We start from the raw sequence: 14,892 nt of genomic DNA on the forward strand, positions 1-14,892 counted from the left end.
TTTATATTTTCTCTATGGTCAACAGAATACCCGTCTTATCGTCACACATTTTAAACCGGGGCATTGTATTACAGCGTTCATCCGTACGTTCGTGTTCCTCCAGTTCCACTGCACATCGTTCCATGCCCTTCTCAATGATGGACTGGAACCAGCATTCTGTACAGCTTTGCTCCTGATCAACATGCCACGGATAGATTCCGTCCGACACGAGCAAGAGATGCGTAATTCCTTGCAGTGGAAGCGCACCGCATTCCATCCGATATTGGACAGCTTCATCCCCATTCAGGACACTATAGCCATTTTCTGCGTTGGCTTGGGCACGATTGTGCAGCAGGATACTGCGGACTACGTCAGGCTGACGATGCTTTCTCCACTCCTCCTCATGATTCATCCATTCTCTCAATGCATGATCATCAAAAGCCGCAACACGATCGTAGGTAACTGCACGAACCCGCCCCGAATCATAACGGGCATAAATCATACAATCCCCTGTCTGTGTCCAGTAAGCATAATGCTCATCAAGCCATACACCGGCATGAACTGCGCCGAATCGCCGGCTCGTCTCCTGCGAGGCAATGTTGTATTTGCGCATGAGGAGATCAAGCTCCCGATTCGCTTCCAGTAGATGAGAGCGCATAATTTCCATTGCAGAACATGCTTCAGATGCCTGTCCCACAATCGATTGCAGTCCCTCCGCAATCTTGATGGCTGCTATTTCACCAGCCGTACAGCCAAGCTCATCCACAATTGGTTCCAATCCGGATACCCCATCAATCACTGCATACAGTTGCTGTTCAGGAAGTGCGACCATCCGGTCTTCATTACGCATGCCTTGCCCTTGTCTTGTAACAGCATCACAATGAACTCGAATCACTTCGACACACCTCCCAATCTCTATTTATTTTTGCTTCTGCACCATTTTAGCTGCCTGTCCGAACAGCCCCATAAGCATGAACACGACAATAATGTAGAGCAGGAACATCGGAGCAGCCATGGCAGAGAATACCATTGGCGACGCAAGCGCAAAGCCGATCATGCTGAAGGAGCATGCGAGTGCAACCGTAAAGTATAATGATCGTCTTCGTGCCATATGCGCGATGGAGCCCCAATCACGGCTCAAGGCATATTGCCGCAATCCACTGCACATGAAGGTCACTAATGTAATATTCAAACCTGTTTCCGCAATACTCCGTATGACACCAATCCAAGCTCTTACTTCTGGGTTCACACCACCCAACACCATCGGCTGCACTAATTCATACAAGGCGAGCACGATGAGTGGAATGCAGACCCGCTTCGCAAGCAAGAATCGATCTGACACGGACACCAATCCCTTAACTCCGCTGAAGACCAAGGCCAAGCCTACAATATCGGGCAGCAGATCGATGCCTCTTGGCGCGTAATCAATAAAAAATAACAAACCCCATTGAATCCTTCTAAATGCTTTCGCTTCGATGTTCATCTTTGTTGCTACTTGTCCTTTCCTTATGTACTCCATCATGAAGCTCCCTCTGGAACCATACTTTGTTATTCTGTACTTCATGCTTTATCTTGCTTCAGTATAACGTGGGCCGCTCAGCGAACGCAATCGCACGCCTCATTTGGAATATTTTTTCAGCCTATTCAACTAATTTGGATTAGGTAAGTCTATTCTTTTTGCAGTATAATGATTAAATGTCTACTAATGAAACCATTTTCGTATAAAAGCTACATACCTTTCAGGAGGAAGCATAATGAACCACATTAAAATATTTTCGGACAGTACCTGTGATCTGCCGAAATCATTACTAGAACGTTATGACATTGGCATCATCCCCTTATATGTTACCTTCGGTGACGACGCTTTTCGTGACGGAGTGGATATGACCCCCCCAGAAATGTATAAGCGAGTTGAGGAATGCGGCAAGCTGCCGAAGACGTCCTCGCCTTCGCCTGCAGACTTCATGCAGGCATTTGAACCATTTGTAAAGGAAGGCCGTAACATCTTATATATCGGATTGTCTTCCCATCTATCCTCCACCATTCAAAACGCAACGATTGCTGGGGAGATGTTAGGTGAAGGTTCCGTCACCGTTATAGATTCCTTGAATTTATCTACAGGCATTGGGATTCCAGTTCTCAAGGCTGCTATGGCACTCGAAGCTGGTACCTCACTCGAAGATACAGTGAAGCTTGTTGAGGATGTTCGCGGCAAAATGGAGACGGAATTCATCATCGATACGCTTGATTACCTCTACAAAGGCGGACGCTGCAGCGGACTGCAGAACTTGATTGGCAGCCTCCTCCGCATTCGACCGGTCATCAAAGTCGTCGACGGTAAAATGACGCCGGCCAATAAAATTCGAGGCAAACGTGAAAAAGCCTTAGAGCAGTTGAAGCAAAATGCACTGGATCATGTGAACGAAATGGACAAGGATATCGTATTTGTCACTCATTCCTTGTCTCTGGACGATGCCCAAATGCTGCAAGAGGAATTGAAACAAAAGACGGGAGCGAAGCATGTATTCCTGTCGGATTGCGGATGTGTGATTTCCAGTCACTGTGGACCGAACACGATCGGTATTGTATATGCCCGCAAATAAATGACACAGCGGCTGAGCCTCGCTATTGAGCAAGGTTCAGCCGCTGTGTATTGTTGCGCATATTATCCTTAAGAAGGCGGGGCTGTGCGTGTGAAAAAACGTGCAATGCCACCCGCTCCTGCCGCCAGACATATCCCGAGCAGCATTTGTACAATCACCTTTACGAAATTGGCACTGTACTCTGTCCAAGTATGCTCAGCAAAGTGGGCAGCCTCTTGATTTGTAAGCATGATTAATAGTTTGATAAATTCAGGAATACTATTCACGAGCAGCATAATTCCAGAAATTCCAAGTCCGATATGAAGGCAAGTGCGCAATATCGGATTCGCTCCATGGGTATGACTACGGAGTGGCATCAAATGATCTTCACTGTTCGATCGGGTGCCCGCCGATTCAATCGGCGGTTCTAGGCGAAGCTTGGCTGGAGCTAACGCTTGAGACAAGCGATATGCCAAGCACCATAGCAAAATGCCACAAATAAGCGGGACTACAATCGGCAATAGCAAAAAAAGTAAACTGCTATATGCAACATTTCCGTTTCCAATATCCATATAAATAATGCCAGAGATCAGCCTCACCACATCTGCCGCATTCTTCGCCATCTCCAATAAGGAGGTTGCGATCAAATAGAGAGCACCGAGTCGAACAGCCACAAAGGCTAAAGATCGAGCATTCAATCCAACTTCCCTCCATTTCTGAGCATGGTTCAACATGATCTATTATACAAGAAGTTAGGCATATAATGGTATATTAATTATGTCTTTCTGCCGGTATACGTATGGAAACCGACGTTCCTATGCCAAGCCCGCTAATTATCGCAACTCCATACTCCGTTCCAAAATGCAGCTTAATCCGCTGATTCACATTTCGAATCCCGTAACCTGTGTTCACATGATCGATTCCGTCAAAAATGTCGTGGATGCGCTGCGTCGTCATGCCAACCCCATCGTCAATAATCCGGAACAGCAGCTCTTCTCCATCCTTCTGCGCTACAATGCGAATATGAATCCGATCCCCGCACCAAGCATGCTCCAACACATTTTCAATAAAGGGCTGAATGATCAGCTTCACCGTACTGAATGGCCATACAGCAGGATCAATATCGAACATCACACTAAGGCGATCTCCATATTTGATTTTCTGAATATCGACATAAGCCTGCGCCTGCTCAATTTCCTTATGTACAGGGATCATCAGCTTGCCATTATTAAGCGACAACCGGTAAAACTTTGCGAGCCCCAGAACCATTTGCTGCAGCTTCTCGTTATCTCCGAATTTCGCAAGTCGGTTAATAGAAGACAGTGTGTTATATAAAAAGTGCGGGTTGATTTGCGATTGAAGCATCTCCAGCTCTGCTTCTTTCTTCTGGAGCTGTGTCAAATATACTTCTTTAATGAGAGACTCCACGTTCTCGCCCATACTATTCAATGCCGTCGCAATCTGCGAGAACTCATCCTTCCCTCGATACGAAATGCGCTTATGCAGATCCCCTTCACGGAAAGCATTGAGCACAGACACGAACTTCGTAATCCGAATGGAGAAATATCTCGAAATAAATACGCCGGCAAATGACAAGACAACAAAGCAAATGAAGCAAATAAAAATAACGAATAACCGAACCTTCATGGAATCCTGCTGAATGATCGCAAGAGGAACATGAGCTACCAGTTGCCAGGCTTGCTTTCCAATCGTCTCTTGAATCGTCAAATAGTTGCTTTCAATATCGGCTTTATCATTCGGCAGTTTGCCAGACTGATACATGGTTTCCCCATGCTCGTCCATTAGATAGATTACGCTGCCATTCCCGATCTTTGAATAATTGATACTGTCAAATAGCTCCGAAATTGCAACATTAATACGTAAAAAGCCGACTTCTTGAAGCTTAAGAGGATTATTCGTATCTACAAGCCGGCGCAGCAGGGAAATGCGGCTATTCTCCTCATCGCGCTCAATTTGGCTCCATTTCATCGTGACACTGTACTTCTCGGGCGGGAAACTCTTATACCATTCCTTATCCGTAATTCGATTCAGATGATAAATATCATAAGGCCAGTTGTAATCAGAAGGATTCTCTTTCCCAAATGAACTGTGATAGATCTCATGAATCGATTCATTACGCAAAAATACAGATACCCACAGCTTCATCCCTGTTGACGCTGATGCTGCTTCTATCTTTGGAACCACATATTTTGTCGTCCGATCGAAATTCTCCCAGCCTTCCTCATAGCTGCGCAAGTACCGATATAACTCATAATCACCGTACAATATAGTAGATATGCGGATTAAATCCTGCATTTTATATTCAATATTATCGCGAATTTGCAACAGTGTACCTTGTATATTCGTCCGCGTATGCTTCCGAATGGACTGATCATACATCGAGTGCGATACGAGTCCAATCACAAGCACAGGGATGATGATGAAGAGCATATAGGTCAGCATGAGTTTGTAGCCAATCGGCAAGTATCGAAATTTCGCTCGCTGCTCGTTCATGAACATCTCCCCTGTCACGTTTCACGTTTGCGATATTCCATCGGTGTCATGCCATACGCTTCCTTGAATTGTCTGCTGAAGTATGGAAGGTACCGATACCCCACTTGATTGGCTATTTCATAAATTTTGATGGATGGTTCATGCAGCAGTTCACGGGCCCTTTCCATTCGGAGCTGTATGAGCACTTCACTGAACGATTTCCCTGTCTCTTCCTTGAACATATACCCCAAGTAATTCGGAGAGAAGGAGAATTGATTCGCCACGTCCTTCAACGTAATATTGTCATTCATTTTATCTTTCATCATCTGAATCATTTCCCGAATAAGCCGGTTGTTCTTCGAAGTAGCTTTGCTGCGCAAATATTCAGAAATTTCGAAGGTCTTCCTTACAAGCCAAGAGCGAATATCGCTCACCGTATCAAATTGAAGCAGAATGTCCAGACTGTGGAGCTCCATACCCAGTATCTCGAATAAACTTTCATCATTTCCCTTCAATTGTTGATCCAGCTTCCAAATGATAAACATTGCCAAATTATGTATCGTATACTTTGAACGGAGCATTGTGACGGACTGAAACAGCTTCTCGAGCTCATCATAAATGAGAACAAGCTCATAGTCACTCATCGCCTTGAAGAGAGCTTCCATACGGATATCAAGATTCCGGGCATCGATCATTTCCGGATCTCGATTCACGGATTCATACATGATGAGTTGGCCCTTGCCGATGAACATCTTGCTGTCCACCGCCTCCAATGCTTGCTTGTAGGATGCCTGAAGCTCATCGAGTCCGAATGCCGGACCTCCAACTCCTATCGTCGTCGAAACGGTTATTCTGGCGTAAATCGATTTTGCGGATTCCTTTGTAAATACGTCCATGCCGTGATCTTCCAGCAAAAATACAAAGCGATGTGCTGACACCTTGCAGCAATGAGGCAGCCCCAAAGCATGGCCAATCTCATTGACTTCATAAATAAAGTTTTTCGTTACCCCTTGATCTTGAGCTGTATCATGCTGCGGCCAGCTCCAATCATCTAATTCAATGATGGCAGCTCGAACAGGCCATGCTAGGCGATCCAATCCATAAGACACAATAAGCTTATGCATGCCCTCCTCATGGATACCGTCCCAATCTCCTTCAAATAAGCGAAGCAGGAGGTTGTTCTTGGCCATCGGAATCATATGCTGGAACGCTTCCTCTGCATCGCGCCGCTTCCGTTCAACATCCAGCTCATCTTTTACTTTTTGCAAATTTGTGATCAGTTCGTTGTCATCCATAGGCTTCAAGATGTAGCTGCACGCTTTTAACGACAATGCTTGCTTGACGTAGCCGAAGTCCTGGTAACCGCTTACAAAAATGATCCGTATATCCGGCTTTTTTTCGATAGCTGTCCGCGCCAGCTCCAATCCAGACATATTTGGCATGTTCACATCGCTAACGATAATGTCTATCGGGTATTTCTCCAATACATTGCATGCTGCAAATGCATTATTCACAGCGTCGACGACTTCCATGCCAAGATCGCTCCAAGGAATAAACTGCTTCAACCCTTCCAGATCCAACATCTCATCGTCTACTAACAGTACGTTATACATGAATGCCCCCTTAGACACACACTGGATTTCTCTCTCTCCTAAATTATAACAATACACAACCCTAAGTATAACAATTCATTTCTACATTTAACAGACAAATAATAGCGGTTACATTATGTATGTCCTTCTAACGATCCAACAGGTACACACTGCAATATTCATAAAAAAGAAGGCCTGCGATCAACGCAAGCCTTCTTTCCTTAATTCGTCGAACCGAATTATTCTAACCTTTATCTCCCCATCGCTTTCTTATTCTCGTTCCATACCTTTGCAACATGGTCTAGGAGCTCTTGAAGTCCCAGCTTCATCGAGTCATCATGTGCTTTATCCAATATAGCCAGCACTTCTTCGTCCGTCTTGCCATACATTGCCTTTGCTCTTGCTGTTGTCCAAATATCTCTTACACTTTGTCTAATTGTTCCTTCTTTGCTGTCCGGAAGCGGCTCCCAATTCAAAAATTCAGTGTAGTCCGCTTGCGTGCCCCAAGTTATTTCCATCTGCCAGCGAGTGTTAAAGTCGATTTGGTCTGGGGACAATTGAGACAGCATTTGCTTCTTTGTATTGTCCATGTATACCGTGTTGCCTACCCATACCAGGTTACCAGCTACACCATTAATATCTGCAAGCGGGCCTGGATCGTTCAAATATTTATCCTTATTGAAGATCGGAGTAACACCATCTGCTTCAAATCCATTCCAATAGCCGTCTGGTCCTGGAGGGCCCCAGTTCTCAACCATGGATGCCTCTGGACCAGTCATCCAGTCGAGCATCGCGAAGATCGCTTCGGGATTTTTTGCATTTTTCGTTATAAGCGCTACGTTCCAGCCTAACTGATTGTAAGTGCCTGGGTAAATTTTACTGCGATCCAAACCTGCCTTTGCGATAGGCTGGATGAACTCGTATCCGCCATCTGGATCTTTCTTCTTCAACTCCGCATCGGCTGCACTAATATACTTGAATGGATCTGGACCCGCAATGACTGCGAACTTTCCATTCATTGCTTTCTCTTTAATTTGATCTTCTGTTTGTGTATTCGCATCCTGCGTCATCAGCTTTTCACGCATCAGCTTCGCGACAAAGAGTGCAGATTCACGGAACGGTTCGTCTTTATAAATGGACACAATCTTATCGCCATCCGGTACTCCATAAAATCTTGTAAAGGTCAGATTGCCTTCCTTGAAGCTGGAATAGATCTGATCAACACCATGGCCTTCTTTAGCCAAGCCTGTTTCGAATGGAATGACATCCGGATACTTTGCCTTAACCGCTTTCAAATAATTATACAAATCATCCGTTGTATTCAATGGAGGCGAGCCCAGGTCCTTATAAATGCGCTTGTTGATCGCGTAGCCTGCATTTCCGTTTGGCTGCGTCGTATAGTAGTTCGGAAGCTGATAGAGCTTGCCGTCTGGAGAACGAAGCATGCCAAGATGATCTTTCGTTAAGTATTTCTTGAAGTTCGGATACTTATCGATATATTCATCCAAAGGAACCAGCATATCCGCTTCGCGCAGACGCTCTACGTCTGCACCGCGGTCAGTCCAAATGATGTCTGGCAATTCATTGCCGGCGATCATCGTCTGCAGCTTTTGAGCCGCATTACCGCCAGAACTGATAGCCTTCACCGAAATTTTCTTATTGTCTTGAATCCATTTCGAAGCCGGATCCTTGCCCCACTTCGGCATATCATACCAGCCGTAGTTTCCGAAGAACGTAACCTCAAGAGGCTCCTTGCCCAGTTCGTACACATCACTCTTAGATGCTTCACTATTGCTGTTTTCCGTTCCTTCACCTTGCTTAGCCGGCTCGTTCGCTTGTGGTGTATTGCCACCGCTGCTGCAGCCTACCATCATGGTGAACACCATAAAGACCGACAACACGCTCAGAAGAAGTTTTCTCTTGTTCTTCACTGGTTCTTTTCCCCTTTCAATTTGTAAGTTCTAATCTATGTTTAAAGCAGTGAATGCTCTAAACGCGGATGACATCAGAGCGGATCCGACTATTCCTTAAGCGAACCAACCAATACACCCTTAACAAAATACTTCTGCAGGAACGGGTACACACATACAATTGGAATCGTTGCTACCATAATCGTCGCCATCGTCAACGATTTGGATGTAATGCTCTTTGCTGCATTGAGGCGCGCTAATGAGCTAGAATCCAGATTAGAAATTTGCTCGGAAGCAATATTGGAAAATAGAATCTGTCTTAGTACCGTTTGGATCGGCATCAAATTCTCGTCCATGATATAAATGCTCGCTACGAACCATTCATTCCAGTGCGCAACTGCGGTGAACAATGCCAATGTCGCGACTACCGGTCCCGATAGCGGCAGTACAATTCGGAAATAAGTGCCCCAGTTCCCGCAGCCATCAATCTTCGCAGATTCCTCAAGACCTTGCGGAAGCCCCTGGAAGAAGGTGCGGAATATAATCATGTTCCATACACTAATCAGCGCAGGAATGATGAATACCCAGAAAGAGTTGAACAATCCAAGCCCACGAATAAGCATGTAAGTCGGGATTAACCCGCCACCGAAATACATCGTGATAATACACATGATCATGTAATATTTGCGACCCATCAGTTCACGCTTTGACATGCCGTACGCAAAAATCGAGGTACACAATATGGCAGATACTGTACCGATCACCGTGCGCAGTGCCGCAACGACGAATCCATTCATAAGTCTTGCATCTTCGAACACAATTCTATAGTTCTCCAGAGAGAACTGGCGCGGCCAAAATGTAATTCCGCCCTTAGATGTATCCATTCCGTCATTGAAGGATATAACAAGCGAGTTCCAGAACGGATAAAAAGCTGAAAAGGCCAGCAGGATAAGAAATACATAGATGAAAACCGTTAAAATTCGGTCTGCTAAGCTATCACGAATCATCGATTACGTCCTCCCCTAATAGAGTCATTCATCACCATAAGCTATTGCCTGTTCTTCTTGCGATAAAGTTGGCAAATGTCAGCAGCGTAACACTTACGAGAGCCTTGAACAGACCAATTGCCGTTGCATAGGAGTACCTGTAATTATCGATACCGACACGTACGACATAGACATCAAGTGAATCTGACACTTCCCGTAGGGCCGGGTTAGAAGCCAAAATCATAATATCCTCAAAGCCTGCATTCATCAGATTGCCAATAGCCAGGATCATAAAGATAATAACAACCGGCATAATACATGGGAGTGTAATTAAATAAATCTGTTTAAGTCGGCTCGCACCATCAATAGCGGCCGCTTCATACAGATGCGGATCAATACCCGCAATGGCTGCCAAGTACACAATCGAAGCAAAGCCGATTTCCTTCCATACATTCGTTGTGACGAGAATTGTCCAGAAATATTCCGTCATCGACAGGAAGTTGATTGGCTCATCAATGAACCTCAGCTTTTCCAGCAGCATGTTCACGCTTCCATTATCAACCGAGAGCATGGACGTAACCATCGATCCGATTACGACCCAAGACAGGAAGTGAGGCAGATAAGTAACCGTCTGAATGATGCGCTTGAACGCTATCTTGCGCACCTCATTTAACATAAGAGCAAGAATGATTGGCGCAGGGAAGCCGAAGATGAACTTCAAAAAGCTGATAATAATCGTATTGCGCATGACAGGGTAGAACTCAGGTGCGTTGAAGAAGTAAATAAAGTGCTTCAACCCAACCCAATTATTATTCAATAAGTTAGAGCCCATCTTGTAATCTTGAAACGCAATGAGCACACCATACATTGGAATGTATGAAAAGATAAAGATTAGCGCAAGTGCAGGCAGTACCATTAGTTGAATATCTATTTGCATAAAAAAGCGCTTAAAGGCACTTTTCTGATGCTTATCGAGACTCAAGCCCACTGATGGTTCCGTCGCATCGGATGTTTTCGCCATTCATGAATCCCTCCTAGTATCATGTTTGTCCCGGAATGCAAAGCGATTAAATTTGAAGCAAGCGCGATCCTGTTCTTATCTCCTGTCTGATTACCATCAATTGTATAAGAAGAGCGCTTTCACGAATATATGACAAAGCAACGATTATTGATACTTTTCCATGTTTTTTCACCTTGAAGTAAAAAAAGAGTGACCTAACGCAATTCCTTGCGAAGGACACTCCCTATGGATAAACCGTTTCGTTGCTTACAAAAGCAAGGACTTAGTTTGTCCGAACTCTATCCGTCAATGCTTCTGCAGGACATGTGCGGCAGCTGCCTTGCAGCATTTGCTCGCTCACATTCCCGAAAGCATCGATCGCCTGCACGGTAATCAAGTACTCACGATCTGGTTCCAACCCTGGAATCTCAAGACGAAGCTTTTCGGGAACAGGGTACTTATAATACTCAGAGTATGCAAAATACTCGACAGCTGCATCTGCTGCATGAGGCTTAAATGAAATTCGATAAGAATGTACAAGCTCATTATCTATCGCTTGATCGAAAATAATGACGGTCGAATTCGATGTTGTACAGTCTGCTTCTACAAGAAGAACCGCATGCGGCGGGAAGGTCGGTGCTTCTGCATCTCGAATATTGGTATAGATGAAGGAAGATCGAGAGGCCGGCTGAGGTACGACCCATGTATCTCCAAGCTCCCGTTCATACACGAAATCAAGCCTATGAATAGCAACGCGATCCTCATACACCTCAACAAGGCAGCCTTGACTGAAATACTCGCCCCTTAACGGCAAGTTTCCCTGCAGCTTGCCATGCTCCACTTCCATATAGCTTAGCGAGGCTGTTCCAACGGAAGTAAAATCCTTCTGATGGATGCTGCGCGGATCTTGAAGCGGATAGTGAGAATGTCCAGAGAATGTGATCACCTGCGGATAGGGGCGCAATGCCTCCATCAGAGGTTCAATGTTGTCCAAGATGCCCCAATCCTCACTGCCGTAAACCGTGTCCTTCAAGTGTTGGTGCAAGAATACAAAAATGGGCCGATCTGATGAATCTGCTGCAGCCATTTGCAGCTGTTCGCGAAGCCATGCAATTTGTTCCAACGAAAAGTATCCTGATGTAACTTTGTCCTCCGTCGCCAACACGATGAAATGATAGCCCTTTATCACCTCATGAAAATATAATGAAGGCATTTCCGTTTTCGCTAGAAAGCGTGCCTGCGCCTCCTCGATCGGAAGTCCATTCCAATAGTCGTGGTTGCCAATCGCAATGAGCGGCTTTGCTTCTGGAAGTTTGTGCTTGTAAAAAACCTCCATATTGCGATCATATTCTTCTTCTAGTCCGTTGTTTGTCAAGTCACCTACGATCACGAATGCATCCTGATGAGGCGCCCTCGCATTCAACTGCAACATCGCACGTTCGAACTTAACAACACTTTCTTCACCAGATGGGTCGATATGTACGTCACTAATTACGGGAAAAACGAGTGTAGGCTGTGTCTGTGCTGACATCATTCGATCATCTCCCTTGTCCTATTCATTCCATGTAATCGATTCGAACGACATAAAGAATGGATAACTCTCCCTTAGTCTATTCCCTTTTTCGCTAGATGACCAGCAAGAATTGGAGGTTCAATTATTTTGTAAAATGTTAAGCTATCTTAACTCGTCAAAAATACCATATTTCGCTATAATATAGTTCTACATAAAGAAGATGCCACCATTGTCAACCATATCGTAAGGATGTGTGAATGCCATTGTTAGCCATTGAACGCCGAAAACGCATCATGCAGCACCTGTACAAAGACGGCAGAGTCCTCGTCGCAGAGCTCAGCAAGCAGTTTCGAGTAACCGAAGAGACAGTGCGAAGAGACCTGGGTCGCATGGAGAAGGAAGGGCTCCTGCTTAGAACGCATGGGGGGGCTTTTTTAGCAGAGACTTCCGTTAGCTCCGAGGTCCCTGTATGGGTGCGCGAGGACTGTTATTTATCGGAGAAGAAGTGGATCGGAACAAAATGCGCTAAACTTATCCGTAACGGGGATACGATTATGCTCGACTCCAGTACAACTTCACTTCACATTGCCAAGATCATAAAAACACATAAACAATTGACCGTCATCACGAACTCGCTTAACGTCCTCATGGAGCTGGCGGATGCCGAGGATATCAGATTAATCAGCACAGGCGGCACGCTTCGTCGCCGCTCGCTATCCTATTCTGGCCACGCTGCTGCCAAATCTCTTTCCCGATACACTGCCGACAAAGCCTTTCTTTCCTGCTCCGGCATCGATCTGAAGCATGGAGTAACCGATGCCAATGAGGATGAAGCCGAAATGCGCAAAATTATGCTCCAGCATGCGAAACAAACGATACTAGTTGCAGATATAACGAAATGCGAGAAAATCGGTTTAATCAAAATCGCTGATTTATCCAGCTTCCAAATGCTCGTTACCAATTGTCCATTGCCTGCCCAATGGAAGGAAGAGCTGTCGACTCAATCCATCGCTATCGATGATGAGTGCGACCCTAACAAGCAATATGCTGCTGCTTGTCGCAGCAAAAAAGAGGACAAAAAACCTTTGCCACTATCATAGTATCCATACATACTTGATTTGCCCTAGCCTATTAGTCCATCATGAAACGATTGACCAGTATGTCACGTATGGTAATCGCTGCGGGGGATAAATCATCCCCCTGTTTCCATATAAGCCCATGCGTCAAATATTGCTCCCGTAACGGCAGGCATTCCAAATCCCCTTGCTCTACCTCCTCCCACACTGCGCTGTATGGAAGCAGTGCCATTCCCAAACCAAGCTTAATCGTCTGCTTCATCATCTCTATGCTGTGGAAGGTACTGTATTGAATCGGGTTGAGCCCGCGCTCCTGCAACAGTTCGAATGCCATAGTCTGATATGCGCATTGCGGCCCAAACCCAATTACCCTGACCGTCTCAAACGCTTCCCACCCTTGCTTATCCCATTGCGATCGCATATCCATTGAAACTACCCATACCATACGCTCTCGAACAAGAGGTACGAACTCCACCCCTTCCATCTGCGGTCGGCAAGGCACAATTCCAAGCTCGCACTCCCCTTTAAGCACCCGATGGCATGTATCATCCATGAAACCTGGAATCAGCTGAAGCTTAATGCCAGGGTGCTTCCGAAATATAGATTTTAGCATTGCCGGCATTCTCGTCGTGCAAAACGATTCCAATATACTTATTGCAACCTCCCCTACAAGCTGATGTCCTTCCAGCAATTCTTCTCTTAGTTCTGAATTAAGCTGCTGCCAACGCTCCATGTACTTCATGAATATAGCTCCGGCCTCTGTCAATTCCACACCGCGGGGCAAACGATGAAATAAGGCATGTCCTACTATTTTCTCTACCGACTGAACGTGTGAGGTCACAGTGGACTGCACATAACCAAGCTGCTCGGCAGCTTGACTGATGTTCCTCGCTTGTGCAACTGCCCATACCGTTGCAATCTGGCGCCCATCTAATTTATCCAGCATCATATTTACTCCTTCTTTTAGTCAATTCCAATTTGATCGTATCCATGCAATTTCGATTGTATATTAGATATTTCATTTTCCGATATATTATATCGAAATTATTCGTATTACAAATACCTGTATTCATTATACAATAGTTTTCAGACATCGATGCAGAAGTAGTTTGGAAGCGCGCGTCCTAACAAGAACCGAGGAAGGATGTTGCTGTATGGATCAATCAACTGTAAAACAAACATCGAATCGATCAGATTATAATCGTAACTATTTCATGAGCATAAAAATGTATTTTACCGCAGGAATCGGTGGAGCTTTAGCCATATTGCTGCTGGCTGTCCTTGAAAAATGGAGCAATTGGCCCTATCTGATGGCACCATTTGGAGCATCCTGTGTCATTCTCTTCGCATTGCCGGACAGTCCGCTAGCACAGCCGCGCAATGTCGTGGGCGGACATCTCATCAGTTCCCTCGTCGGATTTATCATTGGCTCAAGTTGTGGCGTGCATCCGTGGAGCTTAGCGCTTGCTGTCGGTCTTGCCATAATCCTGATGCAGTGGACGCATACCGTTCACCCGCCTGCGGGCGCAGATCCGCTGCTTATGATGATGACGGGTGCTTCGTGGTCATTTCTGCTGCTCCCCGTAGGAATCGGAGCTGTAATCTTGGTGCTGGCAGCTTGGGCTTACCATCGTGCACGCGGATTTCATTATCCGAAGCGATGGCTCTAAATCAAGCCATTATGCAATCAAAACCACCCGTCCAACGGGTGGTTTGCACTTGGGGTATAACCCCCTGTTGCCAAACTGCGCCTAAAGACGC

The 14,892-nt window shown here is 45.5% G+C and carries 13 protein-coding genes; 3 read left to right on the plus strand and 10 right to left on the minus strand.

From position 1 onward, the window contains the following. Position 1: 1 nt before the first annotated feature. On the minus strand, positions 2 to 874 hold the full coding sequence (locus NO352_RS13475) for a protein phosphatase 2C domain-containing protein (RefSeq protein ID WP_289355880.1): 873 nt from the start codon (positions 872 to 874) through the stop codon (positions 2 to 4). A 24-nt stretch (positions 875 to 898) separates the two neighbouring features. Further along, positions 899 to 1,501, minus strand: coding sequence for a hypothetical protein (locus NO352_RS13480; RefSeq protein ID WP_005546583.1), 603 nt, complete (start codon positions 1,499 to 1,501; stop codon positions 899 to 901). 232 nt (positions 1,502 to 1,733) lie between these two features. Here NO352_RS13480 and NO352_RS13485 point away from each other — a divergent pair, with 232 nt between their 5' ends. Then, positions 1,734 to 2,582 (plus strand): DegV family protein, encoded by an 849-nt coding sequence (locus tag NO352_RS13485; protein WP_005546581.1) that lies wholly within the window; start codon positions 1,734 to 1,736, stop codon positions 2,580 to 2,582. A gap of 68 nt (positions 2,583 to 2,650) precedes the next feature. Here NO352_RS13485 and NO352_RS13490 read toward each other — a convergent pair whose 3' ends face one another. The 7 genes from NO352_RS13490 to NO352_RS13520 all read right to left on the minus strand — a co-directional run bounded on the left by NO352_RS13490 (position 2,651) and on the right by NO352_RS13520 (position 12,076). Beyond that, positions 2,651 to 3,259 (minus strand): hypothetical protein, encoded by a 609-nt coding sequence (locus tag NO352_RS13490; protein ID WP_005546578.1) that lies wholly within the window; start codon positions 3,257 to 3,259, stop codon positions 2,651 to 2,653. Positions 3,260 to 3,332: 73 nt separating this feature from the next. Further along, complete coding sequence (locus NO352_RS13495) at positions 3,333 to 5,075, minus strand: sensor histidine kinase (protein ID WP_005546576.1); 1,743 nt, start codon at positions 5,073 to 5,075, stop codon at positions 3,333 to 3,335. A 14-nt stretch (positions 5,076 to 5,089) separates the two neighbouring features. Beyond that, entirely contained in the window at positions 5,090 to 6,667 is a 1,578-nt protein-coding gene (locus NO352_RS13500) for a response regulator transcription factor (RefSeq protein ID WP_163977028.1), read from the minus strand. Between the two features lie 230 nt (positions 6,668 to 6,897). Beyond that, positions 6,898 to 8,577, minus strand: a complete 1,680-nt coding sequence (locus NO352_RS13505; RefSeq protein WP_005546572.1) for an extracellular solute-binding protein — start codon at positions 8,575 to 8,577, stop codon at positions 6,898 to 6,900. 89 nt (positions 8,578 to 8,666) lie between these two features. After that, a complete protein-coding gene (locus NO352_RS13510; protein ID WP_005546570.1) occupies positions 8,667 to 9,563 on the minus strand; it encodes a carbohydrate ABC transporter permease in 897 nt (298 codons plus the stop codon). 31 nt (positions 9,564 to 9,594) lie between these two features. Beyond that, positions 9,595 to 10,563 (minus strand): ABC transporter permease, encoded by a 969-nt coding sequence (locus tag NO352_RS13515; RefSeq protein ID WP_171414479.1) that lies wholly within the window; start codon positions 10,561 to 10,563, stop codon positions 9,595 to 9,597. 262 nt (positions 10,564 to 10,825) lie between these two features. Beyond that, positions 10,826 to 12,076, minus strand: a complete 1,251-nt coding sequence (locus tag NO352_RS13520) for a metallophosphoesterase (RefSeq protein WP_289355882.1) — start codon at positions 12,074 to 12,076, stop codon at positions 10,826 to 10,828. Between the two features lie 236 nt (positions 12,077 to 12,312). Between NO352_RS13520 and NO352_RS13525 the strand changes: the two genes are divergently transcribed. Next, positions 12,313 to 13,155 (plus strand): DeoR/GlpR family DNA-binding transcription regulator, encoded by an 843-nt coding sequence (locus NO352_RS13525; protein ID WP_005546563.1) that lies wholly within the window; start codon positions 12,313 to 12,315, stop codon positions 13,153 to 13,155. Positions 13,156 to 13,186: 31 nt separating this feature from the next. Here NO352_RS13525 and NO352_RS13530 read toward each other — a convergent pair whose 3' ends face one another. Further along, the gene (locus NO352_RS13530; RefSeq protein ID WP_051135114.1) at positions 13,187 to 14,080 is read right to left on the minus strand and encodes a LysR family transcriptional regulator; all 894 of its coding nucleotides are present in this window, start codon (positions 14,078 to 14,080) and stop codon (positions 13,187 to 13,189) included. 205 nt (positions 14,081 to 14,285) lie between these two features. Between NO352_RS13530 and NO352_RS13535 the strand changes: the two genes are divergently transcribed. Beyond that, positions 14,286 to 14,801, plus strand: a complete 516-nt coding sequence (locus NO352_RS13535) for an HPP family protein (RefSeq protein WP_289355883.1) — start codon at positions 14,286 to 14,288, stop codon at positions 14,799 to 14,801. Positions 14,802 to 14,892: the final 91 nt, after the last annotated feature.

Origin of the sequence: Paenibacillus sp. S-12, from assembly GCF_030363895.1 — a bacterium.
Taxonomy (GTDB): domain Bacteria; phylum Bacillota; class Bacilli; order Paenibacillales; family Paenibacillaceae; genus Paenibacillus_B; species Paenibacillus_B alvei.

Excerpts from the sequence above, each read along its gene's own strand:
- NO352_RS13500 (WP_163977028.1), bottom strand. The coding sequence starts at position 6,667 with ATGTATAACGTACTGTTAGTAGACGATGAGATGTTGGATCTGGAAGGG.
- NO352_RS13520 (WP_289355882.1), bottom strand. The coding sequence starts at position 12,076 with ATGATGTCAGCACAGACACAGCCTACACTCGTTTTTCCCGTAATTAGT.
- NO352_RS13495 (WP_005546576.1), bottom strand. The coding sequence starts at position 5,075 with ATGAACGAGCAGCGAGCGAAATTTCGATACTTGCCGATTGGCTACAAA.
- NO352_RS13530 (WP_051135114.1), bottom strand. The coding sequence starts at position 14,080 with ATGATGCTGGATAAATTAGATGGGCGCCAGATTGCAACGGTATGGGCA.
- NO352_RS13525 (WP_005546563.1), top strand. The coding sequence starts at position 12,313 with ATGCCATTGTTAGCCATTGAACGCCGAAAACGCATCATGCAGCACCTG.
- NO352_RS13535 (WP_289355883.1), top strand. The coding sequence starts at position 14,286 with ATGGATCAATCAACTGTAAAACAAACATCGAATCGATCAGATTATAAT.
- NO352_RS13515 (WP_171414479.1), bottom strand. The coding sequence starts at position 10,563 with ATGGCGAAAACATCCGATGCGACGGAACCATCAGTGGGCTTGAGTCTC.
- NO352_RS13485 (WP_005546581.1), top strand. The coding sequence starts at position 1,734 with ATGAACCACATTAAAATATTTTCGGACAGTACCTGTGATCTGCCGAAA.
- NO352_RS13480 (WP_005546583.1), bottom strand. The coding sequence starts at position 1,501 with ATGATGGAGTACATAAGGAAAGGACAAGTAGCAACAAAGATGAACATC.
- NO352_RS13510 (WP_005546570.1), bottom strand. The coding sequence starts at position 9,563 with ATGATTCGTGATAGCTTAGCAGACCGAATTTTAACGGTTTTCATCTAT.